This window comes from Corynebacterium nasorum, from assembly GCF_022347325.1.
Classification (GTDB): domain Bacteria; phylum Actinomycetota; class Actinomycetes; order Mycobacteriales; family Mycobacteriaceae; genus Corynebacterium; species Corynebacterium kefirresidentii.
Window position 1 is genome coordinate 415,247 of record NZ_JAKRDU010000001.1, and the last position, 23,730, is coordinate 438,976.

General features: G+C 59.2%; 20 protein-coding genes, 1 tRNA gene, 1 other RNA gene and 2 pseudogenes. 9 read left to right on the plus strand and 15 right to left on the minus strand.

Annotated elements, in window-relative coordinates:
* Positions 1 to 11: 11 nt before the first annotated feature.
* From MHK05_RS01970 to MHK05_RS01995, 6 genes are all read right to left on the minus strand, one after another.
* Positions 12 to 719 carry an AAA family ATPase gene (locus tag MHK05_RS01970; RefSeq protein WP_239204431.1) on the minus strand — a complete coding sequence of 236 codons (708 nt, stop codon included), beginning with the start codon at positions 717 to 719 and terminating at the stop codon, positions 12 to 14.
* 10 nt (positions 720 to 729) lie between these two features.
* Positions 730 to 948: a hypothetical protein gene (locus MHK05_RS01975; RefSeq protein WP_023021145.1), complete on the minus strand. Its 219-nt coding sequence runs from the start codon at positions 946 to 948 to the stop codon at positions 730 to 732.
* 143 nt (positions 949 to 1,091) lie between these two features.
* Entirely contained in the window at positions 1,092 to 1,559 is a 468-nt protein-coding gene (locus MHK05_RS01980) for a hypothetical protein (RefSeq protein ID WP_239204433.1), read from the minus strand.
* Positions 1,552 to 1,896: a Cgl2226 family protein gene (locus tag MHK05_RS01985; protein ID WP_239204435.1), complete on the minus strand. Its 345-nt coding sequence runs from the start codon at positions 1,894 to 1,896 to the stop codon at positions 1,552 to 1,554. The genes MHK05_RS01980 and MHK05_RS01985 overlap by 8 nt, the downstream gene beginning before the upstream one ends.
* Before the next feature lie 97 nt (positions 1,897 to 1,993).
* On the minus strand, positions 1,994 to 5,065 hold the full coding sequence (locus MHK05_RS01990) for a bifunctional [glutamine synthetase] adenylyltransferase/[glutamine synthetase]-adenylyl-L-tyrosine phosphorylase (protein ID WP_239204437.1): 3,072 nt from the start codon (positions 5,063 to 5,065) through the stop codon (positions 1,994 to 1,996).
* Positions 5,066 to 5,072: 7 nt separating this feature from the next.
* Complete coding sequence (locus MHK05_RS01995; protein ID WP_239204439.1) at positions 5,073 to 6,410, minus strand: glutamine synthetase family protein; 1,338 nt, start codon at positions 6,408 to 6,410, stop codon at positions 5,073 to 5,075.
* A gap of 192 nt (positions 6,411 to 6,602) precedes the next feature.
* Here MHK05_RS01995 and MHK05_RS02000 point away from each other — a divergent pair, with 192 nt between their 5' ends.
* Together MHK05_RS02000 and MHK05_RS02005 are read left to right on the plus strand one after the other, a co-directional pair.
* The gene (locus tag MHK05_RS02000) at positions 6,603 to 7,661 is read left to right on the plus strand and encodes a DUF2786 domain-containing protein (protein WP_239204446.1); all 1,059 of its coding nucleotides are present in this window, start codon (positions 6,603 to 6,605) and stop codon (positions 7,659 to 7,661) included.
* A 135-nt stretch (positions 7,662 to 7,796) separates the two neighbouring features.
* Positions 7,797 to 9,527 carry a CYTH and CHAD domain-containing protein gene (locus MHK05_RS02005; RefSeq protein WP_086587349.1) on the plus strand — a complete coding sequence of 577 codons (1,731 nt, stop codon included), beginning with the start codon at positions 7,797 to 7,799 and terminating at the stop codon, positions 9,525 to 9,527.
* Positions 9,528 to 9,586: 59 nt separating this feature from the next.
* Here MHK05_RS02005 and MHK05_RS02010 read toward each other — a convergent pair whose 3' ends face one another.
* The gene (locus MHK05_RS02010) at positions 9,587 to 9,775 is read right to left on the minus strand and encodes a hypothetical protein (RefSeq protein WP_049361312.1); all 189 of its coding nucleotides are present in this window, start codon (positions 9,773 to 9,775) and stop codon (positions 9,587 to 9,589) included.
* Positions 9,776 to 10,034: 259 nt separating this feature from the next.
* Here MHK05_RS02010 and MHK05_RS02015 point away from each other — a divergent pair, with 259 nt between their 5' ends.
* The gene (locus MHK05_RS02015) at positions 10,035 to 11,309 is read left to right on the plus strand and encodes a galactokinase family protein (RefSeq protein ID WP_239204448.1); all 1,275 of its coding nucleotides are present in this window, start codon (positions 10,035 to 10,037) and stop codon (positions 11,307 to 11,309) included.
* Between the two features lie 12 nt (positions 11,310 to 11,321).
* Here MHK05_RS02015 and MHK05_RS02020 read toward each other — a convergent pair whose 3' ends face one another.
* From MHK05_RS02020 to MHK05_RS02040, 5 genes are all read right to left on the minus strand, one after another.
* Positions 11,322 to 12,716, minus strand: coding sequence for a ribonuclease catalytic domain-containing protein (locus tag MHK05_RS02020; protein WP_239204450.1), 1,395 nt, complete (start codon positions 12,714 to 12,716; stop codon positions 11,322 to 11,324).
* 25 nt (positions 12,717 to 12,741) lie between these two features.
* Positions 12,742 to 13,191: RNase P RNA component class A (gene rnpB, locus MHK05_RS02025), an RNA gene on the minus strand.
* A gap of 15 nt (positions 13,192 to 13,206) precedes the next feature.
* Positions 13,207 to 14,340 (minus strand): bifunctional RNase H/acid phosphatase, encoded by a 1,134-nt coding sequence (locus MHK05_RS02030; RefSeq protein ID WP_239204458.1) that lies wholly within the window; start codon positions 14,338 to 14,340, stop codon positions 13,207 to 13,209.
* Positions 14,340 to 15,056, minus strand: coding sequence for a zinc ribbon domain-containing protein (locus tag MHK05_RS02035; protein WP_239204460.1), 717 nt, complete (start codon positions 15,054 to 15,056; stop codon positions 14,340 to 14,342). The genes MHK05_RS02030 and MHK05_RS02035 overlap by 1 nt, the downstream gene beginning before the upstream one ends.
* Positions 15,057 to 16,196 (minus strand): Nif3-like dinuclear metal center hexameric protein, encoded by a 1,140-nt coding sequence (locus MHK05_RS02040; protein ID WP_239204462.1) that lies wholly within the window; start codon positions 16,194 to 16,196, stop codon positions 15,057 to 15,059.
* A gap of 95 nt (positions 16,197 to 16,291) precedes the next feature.
* Between MHK05_RS02040 and MHK05_RS02045 the strand changes: the two genes are divergently transcribed.
* The 3 genes and pseudogenes from MHK05_RS02045 to MHK05_RS11955 all read left to right on the plus strand — a co-directional run.
* The gene (locus MHK05_RS02045) at positions 16,292 to 16,783 is read left to right on the plus strand and encodes a low molecular weight protein-tyrosine-phosphatase (RefSeq protein WP_239204471.1); all 492 of its coding nucleotides are present in this window, start codon (positions 16,292 to 16,294) and stop codon (positions 16,781 to 16,783) included.
* Between the two features lie 10 nt (positions 16,784 to 16,793).
* Positions 16,794 to 17,801, plus strand: coding sequence for an SURF1 family cytochrome oxidase biogenesis protein (locus tag MHK05_RS02050; protein ID WP_239204473.1), 1,008 nt, complete (start codon positions 16,794 to 16,796; stop codon positions 17,799 to 17,801).
* 301 nt (positions 17,802 to 18,102) lie between these two features.
* A pseudogene (locus MHK05_RS11955) lies at positions 18,103 to 18,180 on the plus strand (IS1/IS1595 family N-terminal zinc-binding domain-containing protein); the annotation flags it as partial.
* 287 nt (positions 18,181 to 18,467) lie between these two features.
* Here MHK05_RS11955 and MHK05_RS02055 read toward each other — a convergent pair.
* The gene (locus tag MHK05_RS02055; protein ID WP_239204475.1) at positions 18,468 to 18,866 is read right to left on the minus strand and encodes a DoxX family protein; all 399 of its coding nucleotides are present in this window, start codon (positions 18,864 to 18,866) and stop codon (positions 18,468 to 18,470) included.
* Between the two features lie 255 nt (positions 18,867 to 19,121).
* Between MHK05_RS02055 and MHK05_RS11890 the strand changes: the two are divergent.
* Together MHK05_RS11890 and MHK05_RS02060 are read left to right on the plus strand one after the other, a co-directional pair.
* Positions 19,122 to 19,475: pseudogene (locus tag MHK05_RS11890) on the plus strand (site-specific integrase); the annotation flags it as partial.
* Positions 19,450 to 19,980 (plus strand): tyrosine-type recombinase/integrase, encoded by a 531-nt coding sequence (locus MHK05_RS02060; protein ID WP_239204484.1) that lies wholly within the window; start codon positions 19,450 to 19,452, stop codon positions 19,978 to 19,980. The pseudogene MHK05_RS11890 and the gene MHK05_RS02060, both read left to right, overlap by 26 nt.
* Positions 19,981 to 20,055: 75 nt before the next feature.
* Here MHK05_RS02060 and MHK05_RS02065 read toward each other — a convergent pair.
* A tRNA-Val gene (locus MHK05_RS02065) sits at positions 20,056 to 20,131 on the minus strand.
* Positions 20,132 to 20,199: 68 nt separating this feature from the next.
* A complete protein-coding gene (locus tag MHK05_RS02070; RefSeq protein WP_239204486.1) occupies positions 20,200 to 20,598 on the minus strand; it encodes a DUF3052 domain-containing protein in 399 nt (132 codons plus the stop codon).
* Between the two features lie 337 nt (positions 20,599 to 20,935).
* Between MHK05_RS02070 and aceE the strand changes: the two genes are divergently transcribed.
* The gene (aceE, locus tag MHK05_RS02075; RefSeq protein ID WP_200288829.1) at positions 20,936 to 23,683 is read left to right on the plus strand and encodes a pyruvate dehydrogenase (acetyl-transferring), homodimeric type; all 2,748 of its coding nucleotides are present in this window, start codon (positions 20,936 to 20,938) and stop codon (positions 23,681 to 23,683) included.
* Positions 23,684 to 23,730 lie beyond the last annotated feature (47 nt).

Consider the following 23,730-nt stretch of genomic DNA (forward strand, 5'->3'; position numbering starts at 1 on the left):
CCAGAGCTTGGTTACTCGGGGTTGACAATAAAGCGGATGGTTCCTTCAGGATCCGCTAAAAGCTCACGGGTAGCCGCCACGGCTTCCGCCTCATCGAAGGCGATGCGTTCAAAGCCAGTATCGTTTAGTTCCACAATGTCTGCCCCCGGGCAGGCCAAAAGAATTGGCGAGTGCGTGGCGATGATTATCTGCGCGCCGCGGTCAACCGCTTGGGCTATTTCCCCCACTAGGGCCAGCTGCCGGATAACGGAAAGTCCCGATTCTGGCTCATCAAGGACATATACGCCTTGGCCATTGATGTGCTCATAGAGCATGTCGAAGACGGATTGTCCGTGCGAGCGGCGAGATAAATCTACATTCTGGGACAAGGTGGAGCGGCCTGCGCGTTCGTCTGATGAATCTCCGCGTGCAATCAGATACTCGTGTTTTTCAGCGCGTAGGAAATAGGCGCGTTGGATGACTTTATCCGTGACGCAGCGAATGGGGCTGCGGGGAACGATTTCATCGGGATCGTCCATCCGTCCGCCTTCGGGAGAGCAGCCCAAATCACTGGCCACACCGGCGAGCAAACTAGATTTACCAATGCCGTTTTCCCCCACGAAGACGGTTACCGGCCTCCGCAGCTTAAAGCTTCCTAGGTCGGCCAAGTAATCGAAAACCGACAGCTTTGCCCTGTAGTCATCGGGCTTAAATTTCAGGCTTAGGGCATCAATCAGCATGGCCTCTAGACTAATTCAGCTCATCCAATATGCGCAGCGCGTCTTCACGTGTAGCTTCCGCACCAAAGTTTTTCAGGTGGCCGGCCAGTTCACCAGTGGGAAGTGATTGGGCGATGGTATCGGCCGGCACGGTATTGACGGCATAGGCCACTCCTACCCCACCGGTGATGGGGATGGCGATGGCGGCGATTACTCCCACCGCGGTCGATAGCGTGGACTTGAAAGTCATAGTCTCCTCCAAAGGCTTCGGCACCGAGCACCCTGCCCGTTACCAATTTGTGATGTTTTACCTTAGGAAGAGTTACTGCCAAGGCCATGCCGCCCGGCTGCGGGTTGCCTGAATTTTCATCCCCAGTTCGCAGTTAAGCCCGGCTAGTTCGCCGGGTAGCTTTCTGCGACGATGCCGTCGCTAGCCGGCATTACAAGTCCTCGTTCAAAGGCCACGAGGACCGCCTTTTCATCAGATTCACTGATGTCACCGGCTTCCACTGCACTGCTCAGCTCGCGCTCAAGGTACACGCGCACATCAGACTTACCGTTTTCGGTCTGGGTAATATCTCGCGGGACGGAGTTTAGGGGAATGCCCAATGCCTTAGCTAGGGAGGTCACCCGGTTAGCATCGGTGGAATTATCATCCTTAATGGCACCATTGACCTGCGCAGGAACGTCTTCTTGGACTACGCCACCGGCCACGGCCTCGCCCACGGTCATTGTCCCTTTGGGTGGATTGTCGCGGTTGGTTGCCCATACCCCTACTGCGATGGCCACGATGACGGCCACGGCCACAAAGACCCATAGATAGATGAGTTTGCGGCGGTGTACCCCACTGATTTTAGCCATGGAAACCAGCGCCATCGCTAAAAGAACCGTAGTCATTGCCGCGCGGGTTTTCGCCGCGATCATTGAGGGCATCAATGATGGAGCGAATGGTGGCCTCCCCTATGCGGTCGGCGCGGCCCCATGAGCGAGGGGTTTGGCGGGAATTTTGCGGCGTTGATTCCGGGCTCGGCGGTGTGGGCTTGTGCTCCCGAGGCGTGGAGACCTCAATGGTCACTGTGGTGCCATCAAGGTGGAGGGCGTCGCCGTCGCGCACGCCCGCGGCACGCGCAGCGGAAAGCAATGCGGATAGCTCGCCCACCGTAGCGTTATTCACATCAAGTTGCAGCTTAAAAGACATAACTAGCCAGTCCTTCCTCTTTCCCATCCCACTCTAGAGTCCGGCAGTGCAAAAAGTAAGGCCGTAGTGCTCACACCGGGGATTTTCAAGGGCAACTCTAAGAATGCTCGAAGGATTCCTCCTCGCCCCAAAAGACTTCATCGACTACCTTGCGGGCATGCCGGGTTAGTTTCAAATAGTGTTCCAAAAACTCCTGGTTATCTTCCGGTGCCCATCCGGCGGCACCGGCTACTTGGGCCAGCTGCGGGCCAGGTCCAGGCAGTTGGTCCACGCGCTTGCCGCGCACAAGCACTAGCGCATTGCGCGCGTCGGTAGCCATTAGCCAGGCTTCGCGCAGGTCAGATACCTGCCCGGCGGAAAGGATAGCGGTTTCTTCCAAAGCATCAAGCACGCGCAGCGTAGACGGATCATGGAGTTCGGCGTACTCGTGGGCATGCATCATCGTCAGTAGCTGAACGGTCCATTCAATATCGGTTAGCGCACCGCGGCCAAGCTTGGTGTGAGTATTGCGGTCCGCGCCGCGCGGTAGGCGCTCATTGTCCACACGTGCCTTCATGCGCCGAATATCGCGAATGGTAGATGCGCTGGCGCCGCCTTCTGGATAGCGGAAGATATCCACCATGGACATAAAGCGCTCGCCTACCTCTTTATCCCCAGCAACGAAGGCCGCACGCAATAAAGCCTGTAGCTCCCAGGACTCGCCCCATTCGCGGTAGTAACGCTCATAGGATGAGATAGTGCGTGCCACCGCACCGGAGCGGCCTTCGGGACGCAGGCCTAAGTCGACATCCAGTGGCGGGTCTCCCGAGGGTTTAGACAAGCGGCGCCGGAGCTTATCGACGATCCCGATGGCCCACTTTACTGCCTCCCCTTCCGCAGCAGAGCCAGCATCCTGTTCGGCGGGTTCTGCTACAACGAGCACGTCCGCATCTGAGCCGAAGCCCAGCTCCATGCCTCCCAGCCGGCCCATGCCAATGACGGCAATGCGCGCTGGTGGCTCCGCATCCTCGTTGGCTAGGCGCCATGCCCGCACCTCGGCGCGAAGGGCAGCTTCCAGCACGGCATCCCAAATGGTAGATAGCTCATAACACACCTGCTTGACTGGCATAAAGCCCAGCAAATCCGCACTAGCAATGCGGGCAAGCTCTACCCGGCGCAGCGAGCGAGCCACCGCCACCGCCTTATCTGGGTCGGCGTGGCGCTTGCTGGAATTAACCAGTGCTTTGCAGACCTGGTCGGGCTTGGTTTCCAGCAGCTTGGGGCCAGTGGCGCCGTCGGAAAGCTGCTTTAGCGAATCCGGCGCGCTAATAATCAGATCCGAGGTAAACGGTGACGTGCCCAGGATGTGCATGAGCCGCTGGCCCACAATTCCTTCATCGCGCAGCATGCGCAAGAACCACGACCTATCTTTCGCAGCCTCGGAAAGTTTGCGATAGTTCAGCAGGCCCATGTCAGGGTCTGCGGTATCGGAAAGCCATTCCATCAAGGTGGGCAGCAATATCGCCTGGATGCGCGCCTTGCGTGAGGTTCCTGCCGCCAGAGAAGTCAGGTGCTCAAAGGCGCGGTCCGGGTGGTTATACCCCAGCGCGGCCAGCTGCAGCTTGGCCGCCTCGGGCGAGAGCTTCAGCTCATCGGCAGACATGGTGACCACAGAATTAAGAAGCGGCCGATAAAACAGGCGCGAATGCAGCTCGGAGATGCGCAGGCGAATCCGGCGCAGGTGCGAAAGCATGCGCTCGGCTGCGGATTGAGTGCCCTGCGGATAAAAACCGGCGATGCGTGCTAGCCACTTCATCCCGTCTTCATCATCACTTTCCGGCAGCGTGTGCGTTCGCCGGAAGCGCTCCAATTGCAATCGGTGCTCAAGCAAACGTAAAAATTCATAGGCTTCGATGAGCTGGGTGCCGTCCTCACGGCCGACGTACCCTGCCGAAACCAATGCCTCCAGCGCATCCACTGTGGATAATGCGCGAAGCGTTTCATCGGAACGCCCGTGCACCAATTGCAAGAGCTGGACTGCAAATTCAATATCACGCAGGCCACCCACGCCCAGCTTCAGCTCGCGATGTTTTAGTTCTGCAGGAACATTAGCCAGCACGCGGCGGCGCATGGCCTGGACGTCTTCCACAAAGGAGTCGCGCTGGGAGGCCGTCCACACCATCGGGCGAATCTGATCCAGATAGTCCTGGCCCAGTGGTAGGTAACCGGTCATCGCGCGCGCTTTCAGGAGCGCCTGGAATTCCCATGTCTCCGCCCACCGCTTGTAGTAGGCAACGTGCGATTCCAAAGTGCGCACCAAAGCACCCGATTTTCCTTCCGGGCGTAAGTTCGCATCCACCTCGAAGAAGGTGGTGGATCCAATGCGATTGAACTCCGCTGCCAAGCGCATGGCCCGCGGGGTTGCCTCACTGCCGACGAAAATGACATCCACATCAGAGATATAGTTCAGCTCCCCCGCGCCGCACTTTCCCATCGCCATGACTGCTAGTTGCGCGTCTACAGGCTCGTCCCCGTAGATGGTGCGCACAGCGCAGGCGAGGGAGGCGGTTAAGGCGGCGTCGGCAAGCGCGGTGGTCAGCGCCGTAATCTGGCGGAATCCTACCTCCGGCTGGGGTGTGGTCTGGCCCTTGCGTGCATGGAAGGTACCGGCCACATCGCAAGCGGCAATGCGCATCATTAACGTGCGGTAGGTGGTGCGCAGCGCCTGCTTATGCTCCCCCTCACCGGCGCGGTAAGTGCCCGCCGCGCTCAAGTCCTCGCACGCCGGATCAGGCCGGTCCACGTCGTGAACAAAGTCCGCAGGCTGGGCATCGATAGCACCAAGCAGGTTTTGCAGCATCTCTTCGGGCTGTGGAAGGGGTTTTTCTAATTCTCGCCACAGTTCAGGGTGCGCCGCGAGATGATCGCCAAAGGCGGTCGACGCCCCCAGTAGGGCAAAAAGGCGCACGCGCAAAGTTTCATTGGACCGCACGGCATCATCTAGCTCTGGGGCTTGTTCATAGATGCGGATCAGATTATTGAGAGCCAGGTCTGGGTCACCCACGGCAGCGAGGGTCCACAACAGATCCGCTGATTCCGGATTCTTCCACCCCAGCTGCTCAATATCTTGCGCAGCATGCGGGCGGGTAAGACCTAGTGTGGCCGGTGAAGGCACAGCAGCAGGACGCATTTTTCTCCTAGAAGTTCAGGTTATTGCGCAGCTCAAAGGTGGTGATTTGGCTCTGATAGTGGTGCCACTCATCCCACTTGGAGCGCAGGAAGAACTCAAAGACGTGCTCGCCCAAGACTTCTGCCATGAACTCGGATTTTTCAAATTCTCGCAAGGCCTGATCCAAGCTGGTGGGTAGATCCTTATAGCCCATTGCCCGGCGCTCGCGGCGGGTGAGCTGGTGGACATCGTCCTCAGCTGGATCATCGAGCTCGTAGCCCTCGCGGATGCCTCGCAGACCTGCTGCCAATAGCACCGCATACCCCAGGTAGGGGTTCATCGAGGCATCAATGGAGCGGATTTCTACCCGGCGCGATTCTTCCTTAGTAAGCCGGTAGGTGGGCACGCGGACCAACGCAGAGCGATTAGACACGCCCCAGGTTGCTGAACCCGGTGCCTCGTTGCCAAACATCAGGCGCTTATAGGAATTTGTCCACTGATTAACAATGGCGGACATCTCCGTGGAGTGTTCCAGGATTCCGGCGATGAACTGTCGGCCAGTCTGCGACAAGGAAAATTCATCGTCCGGATCGTGGAAGGCATTAGATTGGCCTTCAAAAAGGCTCAAGTGGGTGTGCATGCCAGAGCCTGGCAGATGCTCGAAAGGCTTGGGCATGAAGGTGGCGCGCACGTTGGAGTTGGTTGCCACCTGTTTGATTACGTGCCGGAAAGTCATGATGCTATCAGCCATGGTCAACACGTCCGCATGGCGCAGATCAATTTCTTGCTGCCCCGGTGCGGTTTCGTGATGGCTAAACTCCGTGGCAATTCCCAGTGATTCCAGCGCCAGCATCGCCTTCCTACGGAAAAGCGGGGCGGTATCATGCGTAGCTTGGTCGAAATAACCACCATTATCGGTCGGTACCAAGTCCGTGAGTTCGCGGCCACGCTCAAAAAGGTAGAACTCGATTTCTGGTGAGGCCATGCAGGTAAATCCATCATTGGCGGCCTCGGTGACCTGGCGGCGCAGGATATGGCGCGGATCCACCATGGAGGGCTGGCCGTCCGGCTGCGCGATATCGCAGAACATGCGGGCCGATTGGAGGTCCGGCTCATCCATATCAAAGGGCAGAATCTGGAAGGTGGAGGGATCTGGCAACGCGATGGTGTCAGACTCAGAGATACGGGAGAACCCTTCCACGGAAGAACCATCAAAGCCAACACCTTCTTCAAAGGCCGATTCCAGCTCGGATGGGCTCATGACCACGGATTTAAGGGCGCCCAAAATATCCGTAAACCACAGGCGGATAAAGCGGATATCGCGTTCCTCAACGGTTCGCAGGACAAATTCGTGTTGGCTATTCATGCCTTAGACCTTACCGGCTCACCTCCGAGGGATGTGCAGTTCATGCGACAGTTTTTCCAGGGTGAAATGCGCAGGTCGCAAGAGTATCTAGGGGGTATCAAGCGGGGGCTTTTCCTTCACGGGCCAACTGATGTGCATGCTTTGCTGAGGAAGCAAGCGAACACACGTACACCTCTTAAAGGACGAAGTTTTATGACCACCCACTGCGATGACCTTTCTACTCACGTAATCGAATGCCTCATCACCGCCGCGCAACATGGTTGGGCACCGGCGGATTTAGAGCACGTCTTAGGCCCGCATGCTTACCCCATTATCTACCGTGCTAGCCCCCATGTGCCGGCACGAATTACCTCCCCTGCCTTACGCAAGGCTTGGCTACAAATGGCACCGCCGGACGAAAATTTCATTCCGCGCGATAAGCTGCGCGCCGTTATGAAAGCGCTAATTCACCTGCCTAGGCTGCGCGATACTGAACTTTTGGCCTCTGGCGAATCCTTGCGAGAAGACGGGCTTAGCGATAAACAACGCAAAATTCGCGCAAAGGTCCTAGGACTTTTACGCAAGGCTGAGTCCACTAGTTTTGAAGACGAGGCCGAGGTTCTGATTTCTAAGGCGCAGTCCTTGCAACAGAAGTATCGCATCGAGGATCTACTTACTTCCGAGCTCCCCAATCTCATTTCCCACCGCGTGCACATCCACCCGCCCTATATCAAGCACCAGGCTTCCCTGCTCAGCACCATTTCTGACGCCAATGGATGCACCACGCTCCTCATCCATGACAAAGGCCTAGCCTGTGTGATTGGTGCTCCTGCCGACGCCGCCCATTGCGCCGACCTCTTTGCCTCCCTCAACCGCCAATGCGACTGGTTTATGCGTAACGGCGATGGCGCGGAAATCGCCCGCGCTACCAATTCCACTGCCGCATATCGCCGCAGCTTCCGCCTGTCTTATGCCGCCCGCATCGGTGAATTGCTCACCCAAGCTAATGAGGACGGAATTGCTGAAAACCTGCGTGAGTCTCAGTATTGCTCTCACCATGCAGAGGCTGTAGCCACCCAAACCCTTCCCGCTTTGCAAGCACGCACCGATCACGCCATCGATACCCGCAACCGCCTCTTCTCCAATCTCACAGAGATGTCGCTGTCAATGAACAGTCTGCACGGCATCAACGATGGCATTGCCGCTGCCGATAAATCTCACTTGGGAGGTGACGCCTCAGGGCTCGGTTCAGTTCCAGAAATTACACGGTAATTTCCCCTGTTTGATACGGTTCCTGGCCCCCGTTCCCTGCTAGCGAACGGGGGCAGAGTATGGCACCGTAACGAGGTCATTACAGGTAAGATCACCGATGAGATTGATTAGGTCTAGAAAGTAGAAGGTACGTGAATGTCTACACAGTCTTTTCTCGAAGTTGAAGCGAAATTCTCCGTAGCCGAGTCCACTCAGCTCCCTGAACTGACCCGCCTTGAGGGAGTTGACCACGTCGCAGACACGCGCCACCACGCACTTTCGGCCATCTACTACGACACTGAAGACCTCCGCCTCACCCACGCTAAGGTCACCCTCCGCCGCCGCACCGGAGGAAATGATGATGGCTGGCATATCAAGATCCCTAGCGAGGCTGGCCGTACCGAAATCCACGCAGAATTGGGAGAGCCTGTCGATGGCCGCTATGAAGTTCCTAGCGAGCTGCTCCATCAGGTTCGCTCCATTGTCCGCCACAACGAGCTCACCCCAATTGCTCAGGTAGACAACAAGCGCACCGAGATGGTCTTGGCAGATGCCGATAATAAGCCAGTGGCAGAGTTTTGCGATGACCATGTCACCGCCTTTTCCTTCCTTCCCGGCGGCGAGCAACAGTCGTGGCGCGAATGGGAAGTAGAGCTCGCAGGTGAGCTACCTGGTACCGAGGAAGGAACGCAGTTCATTCGCCGTGCTACCTCTCTTCTCATCGGTGCCGGTGCACGCGTATCTTCTTCCCCATCCAAGCTGAAATCGGCCTTGGGTGATTCTTATGCCAACGCCCCGCTTCCCCCGGCCCTGGTATCGCCGGACGTGGACCCGGATTCCCCTGCCGCCGCCGTGATCACCGCACTGCAAGCTAACCGCGACAAGCTGGTTGATTATGATCCACGTGTTCGCCGCGATGAGTGGGACTCGGTGCATCAGATGCGTGTAGCTACCCGCGAGCTGCGCAGCCACCTTCAGACCTTCCATGGCATCGTGGTCGGACCAGAAATCGAAAAAATTGAAGCCGATCTGAAGGAGCTCGCTGGCATTTTGGGGGTTGCTCGCGATGCGGAGGTTGTTGAAGAGCGCTGGCAGAAGCTGTTGGAGTCCGAAGATTCTGACACCTTGGATGATTCCACCCGCGAGCACATTGCGCAGGATATGGGCACCGCCTACCGCCGTGCGCACCGTCGCGTTATCGCCGCCCTTGATTCCGAGCGTTACCTCGAGCTGCTAGAGTCGCTCGACCGCTTGCTCGCGGATCCGCCAACGGCCGATAAGCAACAAGAATCCGCTCCGGTAAATGATGATGCGGAGCAGACGGAAGAACAGTCCTCTACGGAGGAAGGCGCTGCTTCTTCCGAGTCCCGCGAGGATAACGCAGCTGCTGCAGAGAAGGCCAAAAAGAAGCCAGAGAAGAAGTCCAAGGACAAGTCCGCGGACATGGACACTGTGATGGCGCAGCACCTTGAAAAGGCCTATAACAAGCTGGTCAAGCGCCATAAGAAGGCCGTAGAGAATTGGGATAACCCGGAGCTGTCCCTGCACGAGCGCGAGGACTATTTCCACGATATGCGTAAGGCTGCAAAGAAGCTGCGTTATGCAGCAGAAGCAGCTGGTTCTGCCACCAACCTTAAGACCAAGCGTCTCTATAAGGCCTGCAAGCAGATGCAGTCGGTGCTCGGTGATTTCCAAGATTCCGTGACCTCGCGCGATAAGCTGCTCGAACTGGCAGATTCCGCTCGCCGCCGTGGCGAAAATACCTTTGGCTATGGCCTGCTCTATCAACGCGAGCGCACCATCGGGCTGAAGGCGCTGGATGATTACGCCGAGTCTTTCAAAGACATCAAGGCGGCGTTTAAGCCGCTGCGTAAGAAACTAAAGTAGCCGCGCTTCCCAGGCAGTTACCGGGAAACACGGCGTAGAAAAAGATGGCTGGAGGTTATTTACTTCCAGTCATCTTCTTTGTCTGCGGCATCTGCCGCATCGTTGCGGGCGTGGGCAATTTCGATAGCGTTTTCTGCTTCTTCACGGGTGTCATACGGGCCCATTCGGTTTTCCCAGCCAGAGGTCTTGCCTTGGCTGACTTCCTTGGTGGCTGGATCGAAGAACCACTTCTGGTCTGCATCGCTCATAAAACTATCCTCTCAGTCGTAGCGCCAGCGGCACCGGCTGATCGCTGCCGCTGGTATGGTTTGTGTCCACACTACCCACGCCGTCTAAGCGATGCCCGCTAGAATGTGGGGCAGCACATTTCTTTTATACGATTCCATGTCGTATTCCCCGCCGCCGCACCAAAAGGTGGCGGGCATTCGTTGCTTTAAGCGCACCGCCGCGTGCGAGTGGCAACGAAGACTACTGGTCCCAGAACCTGGAAAAGGAGCTTTAGCACCCATGCCACTGTGGTCAACGCCTGCAGAGCCTGTAGCCGAGCGCGCCGCCCAAGCACATACTGATCTCACGGGCAGCGCTCCAACTCATACCGCTAGCGCGCCGGCAACGTGGTCCCTTATTGGTGAACACATTGACCACTTCGGCGGCATTGTTGCCATGTGCGTGGACAAGCTACGCGCCGCTGCGGCAGTAAGCTCGCGCACCGATGGCGTGGTAACGGTACATTTCCACCCGGCAGAAGGTGAGCCTGCCCATGATTCGATAAGCCTGCAAGCGCTCGCAGAGCTGGCAACAGCGCAACAACCCACCACGGATGCAGAGGGCCAGCCAATCATTCCGCCGGCTCCGGAGGGAGGGCTGGCTGCCCGCGTAGGTGGCATTGTCCACACGATGATTAACCGCCAGTTGCTCTCTCGTGAGACAGCCGGCGCGGATATCACTATCGCCTCCGATATTCCGGAAGGTGCGGGTTTGGGTGCGGATGCCGCTGCGGACGTCGCGGTAGCGCTGGCACTCATGGGGGCTGATGCGGACCTGGATGCGCCGCTAAGGGCTCGGGTGGCAGATGTATGCACCCAGGCCGTTACTACCTTTGGTGCGCGGCCGCCTTTGCGTGCCCGCCATAGCGCGGCTCTGCGCAGCACGGGTGAGGGCGTATGCATCATGGATTACGCCGACGGTTCTGTCACCCACGCCCCGCACCTTGTTGGTCGCGAGATAGCTGCGTTCGCGGTGGCGGTGCCGGAAGATTTTTCCGCGCAGGAAGAAAAGGCCATCGCCGATATCCGCCAGCGGGAGCGCTTTATTGATGATGCCTGCCATTCCTTTGGCACCGATTCGCTGCGCTTGCTTCCAGACGCCCAACAGCGCGTCCTCGATTGGCTCAAGGCCGTCCACAAGGTCTACGGCGAGGAGGGCCACCCGAGCATCAGCGCCGCCACCGAGTGGATGGCCTTTTATGAGGAAGAAACCCAGCGGGTAGAAAAGTTCACCCGCTTCCTGCGCTCGCATCGCGGCGCGGAGCTCTTCCCCATCCTTTTGCAGTCACAGTCCTCCCTGGCCAATATCTACGGCTTGGACTCGGCAGAAAAACTCGCCGAGCTAGTCACGGTCCGCGGTGCCGTAGCGGGGCGTTCGGCACACGCGGGCACATCGAACGCAGTTATTGCCTACGTCTCGGCGAAGAGCGCGCATAATTTTGCGGCCGACTTGGCAGACGATGGCCTGCTCGTAGTCGAATTACAGCCGGGCGAGGCCGCACGCGGCGAGAGCTAGTAGCCTCACCAGCTAGTCAGCAGGCCACGCAAAGAGTACCTCGCGCGAATCGGTATCCGCTGTCACCAGCGAGACTGTGGTTTCGCTGCCGGTTTCTGGCGCGCCTACAGATTGGGCGAAGACTGGTGGCTCCGGCACAAAAATCCGAGCTTTGTCCCGCTTTGCATCGCCGCTTACGACGGTGGCCGGGAAATTGGTGCCGAGCCAGGGGCGCAGCACGGTGGCCTCGGTGAGGTTGAGGCAGGCCTTATCCACTTGGGAGGCAAGCTGCGAGGTAGAACGCATTGCGCCAATGACCTCCGTGGCGCGCTCCCCCACCCAGCCGGGGACCTCGTAATCGCCGCAGAGGGCTAGGCAGACCTCGGTTGCAAACCTATCGGACAGGCGCCGCAGCGGCGCGGTCACGTGTGCGTAGTAGCCGCCTATCCCGGCATGCACCTGCGCTTCCTGTTCTCCTAGCCACGCATAATCGGCGCCTCGCAGGAGGCTTTGGGCCTCGCGCATGACTGCCATGCCGCGTGGGGAATCGGCGTCGACGGTGAGGAGAAACTGGGGAATGGGGGCATCGCCAAGCGCAAAGCCCAGGGCTTGGGCCTCGGCGCGAAATTGGCGCTCGTGCTCCGGTTCGGCGGCGGGCAAAGTACGCAGAAAACCCACGCCCGCTTCCTGCATGAGGCGTCCCGCGCACATGCCGGCAAGCAGAGAGATCTCCGAGTTATAGTCCATGACCTCATAGCGAGGCTCGATAATGAGCTCAAAGGTGCCATCAGAATTTTCCACTACGCGCTGGGAGGGCAGGCGCAAGGAAATGGCCTCGCGGCGCAGGGAGGACTCCTGGCGCAATCGTCCCACCTCCGGCAGCAATGCAATAGACGGGTGCAGGTTACCGGCCGCCAAGTCCGCGTGCGCGCCCTCATAGTCCAGGCGGGCCTGGGAGTAGATGAGCGCGCGCTCGACGTGGAAAGACTCCACCTCACCGGCGTCATCTAGATCAAAGGTCCACAGCACGGCCGGTTTATCGGTTTTAGGCAGCAGTGAGGCACGGTCTTCGGAAAGCTCGGGCGGGTGCAGGCGAGCTGGCGCATCGGGAAGATAAATAGTCTGGCCGCGGCGGAAGGACTCGCGCTCCAGCTCGCTGCCGGGCTCAATAAAGGCGGCGACATCCGCAATGGCATAAAAGACGCGGTAGCCACCATCGCGCTTTTCCAGGTAAACCGCCTGATCCAAGTCCATGGAGCCGGCGGGATCGAGGGTTACGAAGGGAATATCGCGGGCGTCGCGGCGCGAGTCGGCATACCGGTCTTGCGCGTGGGCGGCCTGGTGAGTGACCGCAGCCGGAAAATCGGTGGCTACCGAAAATTCTGCGGCAATGGCGCGGAAATCGAGCGGGGCGGCGTAGAGCTTCATGTCCACCACCATAAACGTCTTGGGGCGAATGAGTCGGCCTATAAGCCGGATTCTGTCTAATCGCGGCACTCCCAAGGGAGCACCGTGCGGTGAACATCCATCTAGACCAACCGTTGCCAGTTGGTTCCAGCAGCTACCTTCAGGCTCGAGCGAGCAGCCTTAAAACGCCTGATCGGGCCCCGCAACGTGGCGGGGCCGTGATGCCTTGCTCCCGGTGGGGTTTACCCAGCCACCGCCATCACTGACGGTGCTGGTGCGCTCTTAACGCACCGTTTCACCCTTACCTTGTTGCTCCAACTTGGGCCGAAGCTCAAGCGGAGGCACAAGGCGGTCTACTTTCTGTTGCACTTGCCCGCGGGTTTCCCCGGGTTGCCGTTAGCAACCACCGTGCTCTATGGAGTCCGGACTTTCCTCGGCGCCCACGCGGCAGCAGCGCGCTGCCCGTATGAAGCGACGCGATCACCCGGCCGGCTCATTCGCGTTCCTTATTCTAGCGCAGGCCTGCCAGGTGGCCCACATCGTTAAATCCGTGCACCATAGAGCCGCCTTCCCAGAATTCCACCTGGGAAATGGCAGCCAGGTCTAAAAAGAGATGACCAAAGGTAGCCGGCCCGGCATCAAGCGCCTGGCGGATAAAGGACTTAATCGGATTGACGTGGCTTACTACCAGCACGGTTTTGCCCGCAAAGCGCTCTTGTAGCTCCTTGCGGGTAGTGCGCACGCGGCGGTTTAGCGCCTGCAGCGATTCCCCGCCCGGACAGGCGATGCTCGCGTCATGCAGCCATTCCTCGTGCAGTTCCGGATCGCGCTGGTGGGCCTCGGCGGCAGTCTTGCCTTCCCATGCGCCGAAGTCCACCTCGATGAGTCCTTCCACGGTCTCTACCTCGATATCGCGGCCATTGGCCACGGCCGCCGCTGTCTCTTGGCAGCGGCGCAGGGGCGAGCAGACGATGGCATCAAAGTGGGCGTCGGCAAGCGCTTGGGCTGCGGCCAGCGCCTGCTTTTGCCCGAGCTGCGTAAGCCCCGGGTTGGCGCGCCCGGAGTACTGCTTAGCGGCCGACATGTCCGTCTGCCCGTGGCGCAGCAGGATAAAGCGAGTGGTAGGTCCGCGGTCCCCAAGCCAATCGGTGGGATGCGGCGCGGTGGTGTCGTGTTCCGTAGCCTGTGCCGGTTCGGCAGTATCTTCCTCCCCGGCAACGATGCCTTCAGGATGTCCGGCGGCCGCGGCGTCCATGGCGTCATTGGATAGGGCGTCTGCCACCTTATTCTTAGCGCGCGGCACCCAGTCCAAGCTGAAGGAAGAAAAGCCGTTGATGTAGTCGCGGGCGCGCAGGGCCAGCTTCTGCATGTCCGGGTGCTTTATCTTCCAGCGGCCGTTGATTTGCTCTACCACCAGCTTGGAATCCATGTGGAACTCCACTTCGTTAGCGCCCATTTCGGTGGCGGCTTCCAGGCCGCGCAATAAGCCGTTGTACTCAGCGACGTTATTGGTGGACTTGGTACCTACTACGTAGACGATTTCGCGCAGGATGCGCTGCCCGCTGCCGTCATAAATAACGGTGCCGGAACCGGCCACACCAGGGTTGCCGCGGGAGCCGCCATCGGCATAGATAATGACCTTCATTAGACCAAACGCACCAGGTAGGAGCCGCAATCGCCGCACTGCGGCAATTCATCGGCCGGGGCATTGCGCACCGCGTTTTGCTCCGCCGGCGGCAGGACAATGAAGCAGCCGCCACAAGCGCGGTTGGCCTTGAACTGGGCGGCGCCCACGCCGTTTTCCTCGCGCTGGGTATCGTACTCGCTCAGTACCCCGGCAGGCAGCTGATGGCGCAACTCGCCGATGCGCACGGCCGGGTCTTCCTGGTTGGCAGCCGCCTCCTGTGCCGCCTCGGCCGCGCGACGCAGCTTTTCCAGCTTGCGCTCGGACTCAGAAACGCGCGCACCGTGCACGTCCAGGTTAGAACGCAGCGCGTGCACCTCATTATGTGCTTCTTGTAGCTCGCTCATGAGATCTGCGATGCGGGACTTGGCGGCGTAGAGATCGTGCTCTAGGTCCTTGCGCGTTTCTGGATCTACGGCAGCACCTAGCTGGCGCTTATCATCGCGCTCGCGCTGGCGCAGCTTGCGCTCATCGGCCTGGATGCGCAAGATTTCGGTCTCCATGTCATCGACGGCCATCTGCGCGGAGCCGGATGCATCCAGTAGGCGCTTGTGTTCTTCTTTAGCCTTGTCATACTCGGATTGTTCCGGGATTTCCTTCTTCGCGCCATGGCCCTGCGAGCGTTCCAGGTTGGCCAGCTCCAGCAATACCGGCTGTAGTTCTTGCGATAGTTTCACTTATGACTCCTTTGGGTGCGCAGAGATAGTCCACGGGTCGGTGCGCAGGCTGATAATTTCCGTATCCAGTTCTAAAGCATTCTCTACGATATCGCGCGCCTGGGCCGTCCACGGAAATTCGCTGGCCCAGTGGGCGGTATCGATGACGGCCGGCCCGCCGGCACGCAAGTGCTCATCCACCGGGTGGTGGCGCAGATCCGACGTGACATACGCGTCTACGCCTAGCTTCGCGGCCGCGGAGAGGAAGGAATCTCCCGAGCCGGAAGAAACCGCGACGGTGCGCACCTTTTGTTCCGGATCCCCGGCGGCGCGGATGCCCCAGGCGGTCTCGGGGAGGGCATTGGCCACCTGCTGGGTAAACTCGCGCAGGGTCATCTCCTGCGGCAGTTCTCCCACGCGTCCGAGGCCAAGCGCCTTATCCAGGTCTTGGTGGCCGGCGGTTTCCGTGATGTCATAGGCCGGTACTTCATAAGGGTGCGCGGCGTGCAGGGCCTGCAACAAGGCGGAGCGAAGCGCAGCCGGCGCGACGAACTCGACGCGGATTTCCTCGCCGCGGTGCAGTCCGCCAAATTCTCCCTCCGCCGGGTCTGCTCCCTCTTCCGGCTGGAATTGGCCCGTGCCGGCGATATCGAAGGAGCAGTGAGAGTAGGCGCCGATGTGGCCCGCGCCGGCGTCGAAAAGCGCCTGCTTCACCTCCTCGGCCGCGGCAACCGGCACGTGCACGCCCCACTTATCCACGCCCTGGGGCTCCGGCACGATGGGCCGGCCTGGGTTAATGCCCACCAGCTCCGCGAGCTTGTCGTTGACGCCCGGCCGCGCCTTATCGGCATTGGTATGGGCCGCAAAAAGCGCAACACCATTGCTCAGCAGCGTGTGTATGACCTTGCCCTTGGGCGTATCGGCCGCCACGGACTCCACCCCGCGCAAGAGCAATGGATGGTGGACCACGAGCATATCCGCGCCGAGTTCAACCGCCCGCTCCGCTACCGCTTGGGTGCAGTCCAAGGCAAAAGCCACGCGCTTGACCTCCGCGGTCGGATCACCGCAGATAAGCCCCACGGCGTCCCACTTTTCTGCCAGGTGCGGCGGGTAGGCCTCATCGAGTACGCGGCGGACATCGCCCACGCTCACAGCGGACATGGAGGTACTCCTTTATGCTCGTTTCATGGAATAGTTACTACTGCTATATCCTATCTTCCGCACCACAGTACTATTCGCGCGAAGGGGTTTTCCGCATGACCGAATCCGCTGCCCGCTCCGGCCTCTACCTCGTCTTTGTTTGCACCGGAAATATCTGCCGCTCCCCCATGGCAGAAATCATCGCGCGCGATGAGATGGAAAAGGACATGCTTGACCTTGTCGCCACCGTGGACTCCTGCGGCCTCGGCGGCTGGCATGTGGGCCAAGGAGCGGATCCGCGCGCCATTGCCGAGCTGCGCCGCGGCGGCCACGATGGTGGTTCCCACCGCGCGGCCAAGCTGGGGCCCGAGCACATGGATGCTGATCTCTTCATCGCCATGGACAAAGGCCACCGCGACGCCCTTATTGAGCGCAGCATCGACCCGGACAAGATCCGCTTGATGCGCAGCTTCGATCCCAACTCCCCGGAAGACGCGGACGTAGCAGACCCGTATTACGGTTCTGCCGCCGATTTCGAAACCACCCGCAAGAATATCGAGGCCGCCGTACCTGGCCTGCTGGATTGGATTCGCGCTCACCACGACTAAACTAGGCCCCATGCTAAAGACGTTCCTTAAGCCGGGTTGGGTTCTACTGCTGCTGTTCGTCGTGGCCTTTTCCTACCTCGCTTTTACCGTCCTTGCCCCGTGGCAACTGGGCAAGGACGATGACATTGTGGAACGCAACGAGCTCATCACCCACGCCTATGAGGCAGATCCCCAGCCGGTAGAAGACCTCGTGGATGACCACGGTGCTATCAAAAACGATGAGTGGTCCCGCGCCACCTTGCACGGCCGCTACCTGCCGCAGGATGAAGTGCTGCTGCGCCTGCGCCCGGTCGATTCCGGTCCGTCCTACCAATCTCTGGTTCCCTTCCACACCGATTCCGGCCTGACCATCCTGGTTAACCGCGGCTGGGTCAAGGCCGGCGAGGCCAACGCCGTGCCGGATATTCCCGCCGCCCCTTCTGGCGAAACGACTTTGACCGGAATGATCCGCGCCGATGAGGCTCAGCACCAGTCCGCCCCCATTAAGCAGGAGGGCTACCAGCAGGTCTACTCCATCCATACGGAGCAGGTTGCCTCGCTTATCGACGCCCCCTTGGCCCACGACTACATCCAACTCTCCGCCGACCAGCCCGGCGTGCTCAACGCCATGCCTATCCCGCAGCTCGACCGCGGCAACCACCTCTCCTACGGCTACCAGTGGATTGCCTTCGGCATCATGGCCCCGCTGGGTTTGGGCTACTTCGTATGGTCCGAAATCCGTGAGCGCCGCCGCCTGCGCGAGGAGGAAGAGGCCTTGGCCGCCCTCGATGCCGATGCCTCAACCCCATCCGAGCCCGAGGACGCCTCCGCTTCAGGCTCCGCACCCGTAAAAGCCCCGTCCCCTGCGACCTCCCAGCACGATGTCCACGCGGTCACTGACGACGCCACCGATGCCGCCACGGCCGTTCCCGCCGCGTCCTCCTCGCATGCCGCCGGCCGCCGCAATCGCTCGCGCTACGGCGACTCCAAACCAGATCACTACGCCAAGCTAAACAAGCGCCGCCGCGAGCGCTACTAGCCACTCTCTGCCTAGGCCTTTGCCTGAACATCCGCCTAGGCCCCAAGGAACAGCCACGTTAATGCGTTATGCCCTCTCCTCTTGGGGCATAACGCGTCCACAAGTTGGCTCTCGAGGCCTTGCCCCCCCAACCCTGCCAGGATATGCGACGGAAATTTCGTCTGTGCGGGTGGGGTCCACGCAGATGAAGGGGGGTAAAACTGGGGCGTTTATAATCTTCAAAGCGATATAAACGTCCCCGGAACGGTCAATCCACGTTCCAATGCAGAGTCTGTGGTAGGCGTGCGCGTTGTCTTAGTGGATGAAGAAAAACGGCACAACAACCAAAGGTACAACTCGATGGCGTTGCACCTCACCGATGTGCGGGGCATTGACGACGGGACCTAGCCCCGTTAGGTAGACACATGTCACGACCGTGCAATAATCTGCGCGACGACAAGCTATACCCTCAACACGCGTCGGAGTATTTGTTGACTTAAGGATTAAGAACTCCTGCCTCGTGGTGCGTTACGCCCAGGTGACCGAGACAGACTCATAGCCCGCTTCAACTTCTTCAGGGCCTGGTGGGCTAAACAGAGCTTCAAATCTAAAATGCGATGAACGAGCAAGGCATGATTCTAGCCCAAAAATAAAAGGCCTTGGAAGACACCAAGGCCAGCAAAACCGCTACTTCTTAGCTGGTAGCCCCGCCGCATGCAAAGCCCCTGCAATCAACACCGGCTGAAACAACAAACGCACAAAACGCTTAATATCAGTATCCAACCCGAACCCATTATGCCGCTCCGCATACTGAGCAATATTTCCAGGGAAGATAGCGGTATAAAAAGCCGCCAACGCAACACCAAAAGCAGTACGACGGCGACGCGAAATCAACAAACCTACACCCAACACAATCTCCGCTACACCAGACGCCACAACAACAGCATCCTTGGAACCAGGAAACCAATCAGGAACCTGAGCCTGAAACTCCTCACGCTGATGAGTCAAATGTGACACACCAGCAAACGACATAAACCCACCAAGAACACCAGCAGTTAAACGCTCACTAAACTTACTCATACCCATACACTACGCCACAAAATCACCGAACAATGAAATATTCTCAACTACGCTCAAAACCTAACGGGCCTGGCCCCGCTTCCCCATGGTAAGAACCGCACAAACAAGGCTTCCGAACCAAACGAGGCACAAGCCTGGGCAGACAAGAATGCCACCACCATCCGCACTGGCGACTGAATTGACCCTAATGCTGGCAAAGTAACCGTGGGGGAACTTCACCCCGCATAGTGGGCACCCCTCACACCACGCAAACCCAACTATCGCCGTCAACTTAATTCCGCGTGGGAGCACCACGTTAAACCCCACTGGGGGCACAGGAAAGTAAACAGCATCAAACCATCAGAAGTGCAGGCGTGGGTGGAGTCGATAGAAAAGCGGCGCCATGGGCGCGAGCATGACACCACACCATCAGCAACCCTAATCCTGAACTGTCATGCGGTACTCATGCAGATTCTCGAAGTCGCAGTCAACGACGGGCTAATACGTAAAAATCCCGCTAAGGGGGTCAAACTATCGAAGAAGCCCGGCCCGGTGACGGTGTATCCCACGCAGGAGCAGCTTAACGCCTTGGTGCGGGAAAGCGGCCCGCGTGGTGACATTATTGCGGTGGGGTGAGTTGGCTGGTCTGCGGGTGAGGGATGTGAATGTTCTTCGGCGTTGTTTGACGGTGGCGCAGGCGATTGCTCGTGATGATTCTGGTGAGTGGGTGCCGATGGAGCCTAAGTCGTGGGAGCAGCGGACGGTGGCGGTTGCTGCGTCGATTATGCCTCTAATTGTGAAAGCTATTGAGGGTAAGGGGCCAGATGAGTTTGTGTGGGAGCGGCCTTCTGGCGGGTGTTTACGTCCGTTGGGGCATACGTCGTTCTTTGCTCATGCGGTGAAGCGGTGTGTCCAGGATGGGGTGATTTCGGACAGTCTTACTCCACATGGTTTGCGGCATGTGGCGGCGGGGTTGATGGTGGCGTCTGGTGCGTCGGTGAAGGCTGTGCAAAAGCAGTTGGGGCACAAGTCGGCAATGCTCACCCTGGATACGTATGCGGATTTGCTTGATGGTGACTTGGATGAGGTGGCAGGTCGTATAGATGAGGGGCTGCGTGGGTTGTCGTGGGGTGTGGCGTAGTTCTTCGGATGCAGCGTTTTTGTCGTAGGGTTGAGTAAGACCCCCTCTCCGATTTCTCGAAAAGGGGGTCTGACCTGGTGCGGCCTGAGGGGATCGAACCCCCGACCTATTGGGTGTAAACCAATTGCTCTTCCAGCTGAGCTAAAGCCGCATGCGCTCTTGCGCTGTTAGAAACAGTAGCGCAGGTTGCTGAAGCAACACAAATCGGCAGGTAAAGTCCTACTTCTTGGTGTAGCCACGCTGCACCAAGCACGAGCCTTGCCACTCGCCTAGGCGCTCCGCCTTGGTCTGCACTAGGCCTGCCAGCTGAGCGGACTCAGAGATGAGCCCAGGCTCGACGGTTCCCAGCTTTCCGGCACCCGGGGTAAGCAGCCAGACCGCACCGTTATCGGCCAGCGGACGGCTCGCGTCAACGAGTCCATCCACGAGGTCGCCATCCTCGTCGCGCCACCAAAGAAGGACTACATCGCACAGCTCGTCATTTTCTTCTTCCAAGAAATCATCGCCGAGCACGGCTTCGATCGATTCAGAGATCGCGGTATCGCAATCCTCGTCCCAACCAAGCTCTAGGGCGATTTGCCCTTCCTTGATTCCGAGCTTGACTGCAGCGTCAGCCACTATGCATTTCCTTCCTAATTTGGTGAATGTCCGGTCCGCGCATCCCCCGCATCCTGCGGGTAAATCGCGGCTTAATAGAAGTATTTTAACGCCCACCGGCCCCTTTTACCCGCCTAAGGGGCGCAATTCCCCCATTTTGCAGGCCCTCCCGCCACTTCGCCCAGTTCCGCAGAGTTTGCAAACTACCCTCTTTTACCCCAATAAACCCGGCAAAGATACTGGTTATGGCGATGTAACGTACCGCACGTCCCCTTAAGTCGGGCTTCACAACCATTGTGGATCTGTGAGCGCGTATCCTAGTAAGCAAACTGTGCAGACCCTTATACAGGAGGTTTAAATGGCCGAGAAGGACGCCACCAAGGGCGACTCCAACTTCCCGCTCATCCGCGACGGCGTTGCATCGTATCTTCACGATAATGATCCAGAAGAGACCCGCGAGTGGATGGATTCCCTCGATGGTCTGCTGGAGCACTCCGATCCGGAGCGCGCACGCTACCTGATGCTGCGCCTGCTCGAGCGCGCTACCGCTAAGCGCGTTGAACTGCCTTCGTTGACGTCCACGGACTTCGTCAACACCATCCCAACCTCCATGGAGCCAGAGTTTCCTGGTGACGAGGAACTGGAAAAGCGCTACCGCCGCTGGATCCGCTGGAATGCGGCCATCATGGTGCACCGTGCACAGCGCCCAGGAATTGGCGTAGGTGGCCACATCTCGACCTACGCGGGTGCTGCCCCGCTCTATGAGGTGGGCTTGAACCACTTCTTCAAGGGCAAGGATGATCCTTCGGGCGGCGACCAAGTCTTTTTCCAAGGCCATGCCTCACCGGGCATGTACGCACGTGCTTTCATGGAAGGCCGCCTGACTGAAAAGGACCTTGATAGCTTCCGCCAGGAGGTATCCCGTGGCGAGGGCGAGGGGCTGCCGTCCTACCCGCACCCACGCCTGATGCCATGGTTCTGGGAATTCCCCACCGTGTCCATGGGCTTGGGCCCGATTAACGCTATCTACCAGGCACGCTTTAATAAGTACCTGGAGACTCGCGGCATCAAGGACACCTCCAAGCAGCACGTGTGGGCATTCTTGGGCGATGGCGAGATGGATGAGCCAGAATCTCGCGGCCTGCTGCAGATCGCTTCCCTCTACGAGCTGGATAACCTCACCTTCGTGGTCAACTGCAACCTGCAGCGCCTCGATGGCCCGGTGCGCGGCAACACCCAGATCATCCAGGAGCTAGAATCCTTCTTCCGCGGTGCCGGCTGGGAGGTCATCAAGGTCATTTGGGGTCGTGGCTGGGACAAGCTGCTGGAAAAGGACACCGAAGGTGCCTTGGTCAACGTCATGAACACCACCTCTGACGGTGACTACCAGACCTTCAAGGCCAACGATGGCGCCTATGTGCGCGAGCACTTCTTCGGCCGCGATGAGCGCACGGCCAAGCTGGTAGAAGACATGTCCGATGATGAGATTTGGGCACTGCGCCGCGGCGGCCACGATTACCGCAAGGTCTACGCCGCCTACGCTCGCGCGCTGGAGAACAAGGGCACCGGCAAGCCAACCGTCATCCTCGCGCACACCATTAAGGGTTACGGCTTGGGCCACAACTTCGAGGGCCGCAACGCTACCCACCAGATGAAGAAGCTGACCCTGGATGACCTGAAGCGCTTCCGCGATAAGCAGGAAATTCCTTTCTCCGATGCGGAGCTGGAAAAGGATCCATACCTGCCGCCGTACTACCACCCAGGCAAGGACTCCCCGGAGATCAAGTACATGCTGGAGCGTCGTAAAGAGCTCGGCGGCTTCCTGCCGGAGCGCCGCGAGGACTTCACCCCGCTGGAGGCACCGGCTCTGGACAAGCTGCGCTCTGTACGCAAGGGCTCTGGCAAGCAAGAAGTAGCCACCACCATGGCCTTGGTGCGCACCTTCAAGGAAATTATGCGCAACAAGGAGCTGGGCAAGCGCGTCGTGCCGATCATTCCGGACGAGGCCCGCACCTTTGGTATGGACTCCTGGTTCCCGACTATGAAGATTTGGAACCCGCGTGGCCAGAACTACGTGCCGGTTGACCATGACCTCATGCTCTCCTACCGCGAGGCCACCGACGGCCAGATCATGCACGAGGGTATTTCTGAGGCCGGCGCCGCTGCCTCCTTTACCGCTGCGGCAACGTCCTACGCTACCCAGGGCGAGGCCATGATTCCGCTCTACATCTTCTACTCGATGTTCGGCTTCCAGCGCACCGGCGATGCCTTCTGGGCAGCCGGCGACCAGATGGGCCGCGGCTTCATCATTGGCGCAACCGCCGGCCGCACCACCCTGACCGGTGAGGGCCTGCAGCACATGGACGGCCACTCCCCTGTCTTGGCTGCGACCAACCCGGCCGTGGTTTCTTATGACCCGGCCTTCGGCTACGAGGTTGCCCACTTGGTTTCCCGCGGTATTGAGCGCATGTATGGCAAGGACAACGAGGCCATCATGTACTACCTCACCGTCTACAACGAGCCGGTACACCAGCCGGCCGAGCCGGAGGATTTGGACGTGGAGGGCCTGCACAAGGGCATCTACCACTTCAATACCGCAGAGGGCGGCTCCATTGCTGCCAATATCCTGGCTTCCGGTGTAGGCGTGCACGAGGCGCTGCGCGCACAGCAGATGCTTGCCGACGACTTCGATGTCAAGGCCTCCATCTTCTCCGTCACCTCCTGGAACGAGCTGGCTCGCGACGGCGCCCGCCGCAACAAGGAAGCCCTGCGCAAGGGCGAGGAACCGAGCGAGGCTTTTGCTACCTCCCAGCTCAAGGGCTACGAGGGTCCGTTCGTTGGTGTCTCTGACTTCACCACCGAGCTGCAGGAGCAAATCCGCCCGTATGTCCCAGGCACCTACATCACCTTGGGCGCGGACGGCTTCGGCTTCTCCGATACGCGCGAGGGCGCTCGCCGCTACTTCAATATCGACGCCGAGTCCATCGTCGTCGCAGTGCTCGATGGCTTGGCTCGCGAGGGCAAGATTGAGCGCTCCGTTGTGGAGAAGGCAGCCAAGGATCTCAAGCTGGATGATCCGACCGTGACCACCCACATCGAAGACTAATCCCCGCTTTGGTGCTGGCTAGGCCCGCGCCACGCGCTACAAGAAAG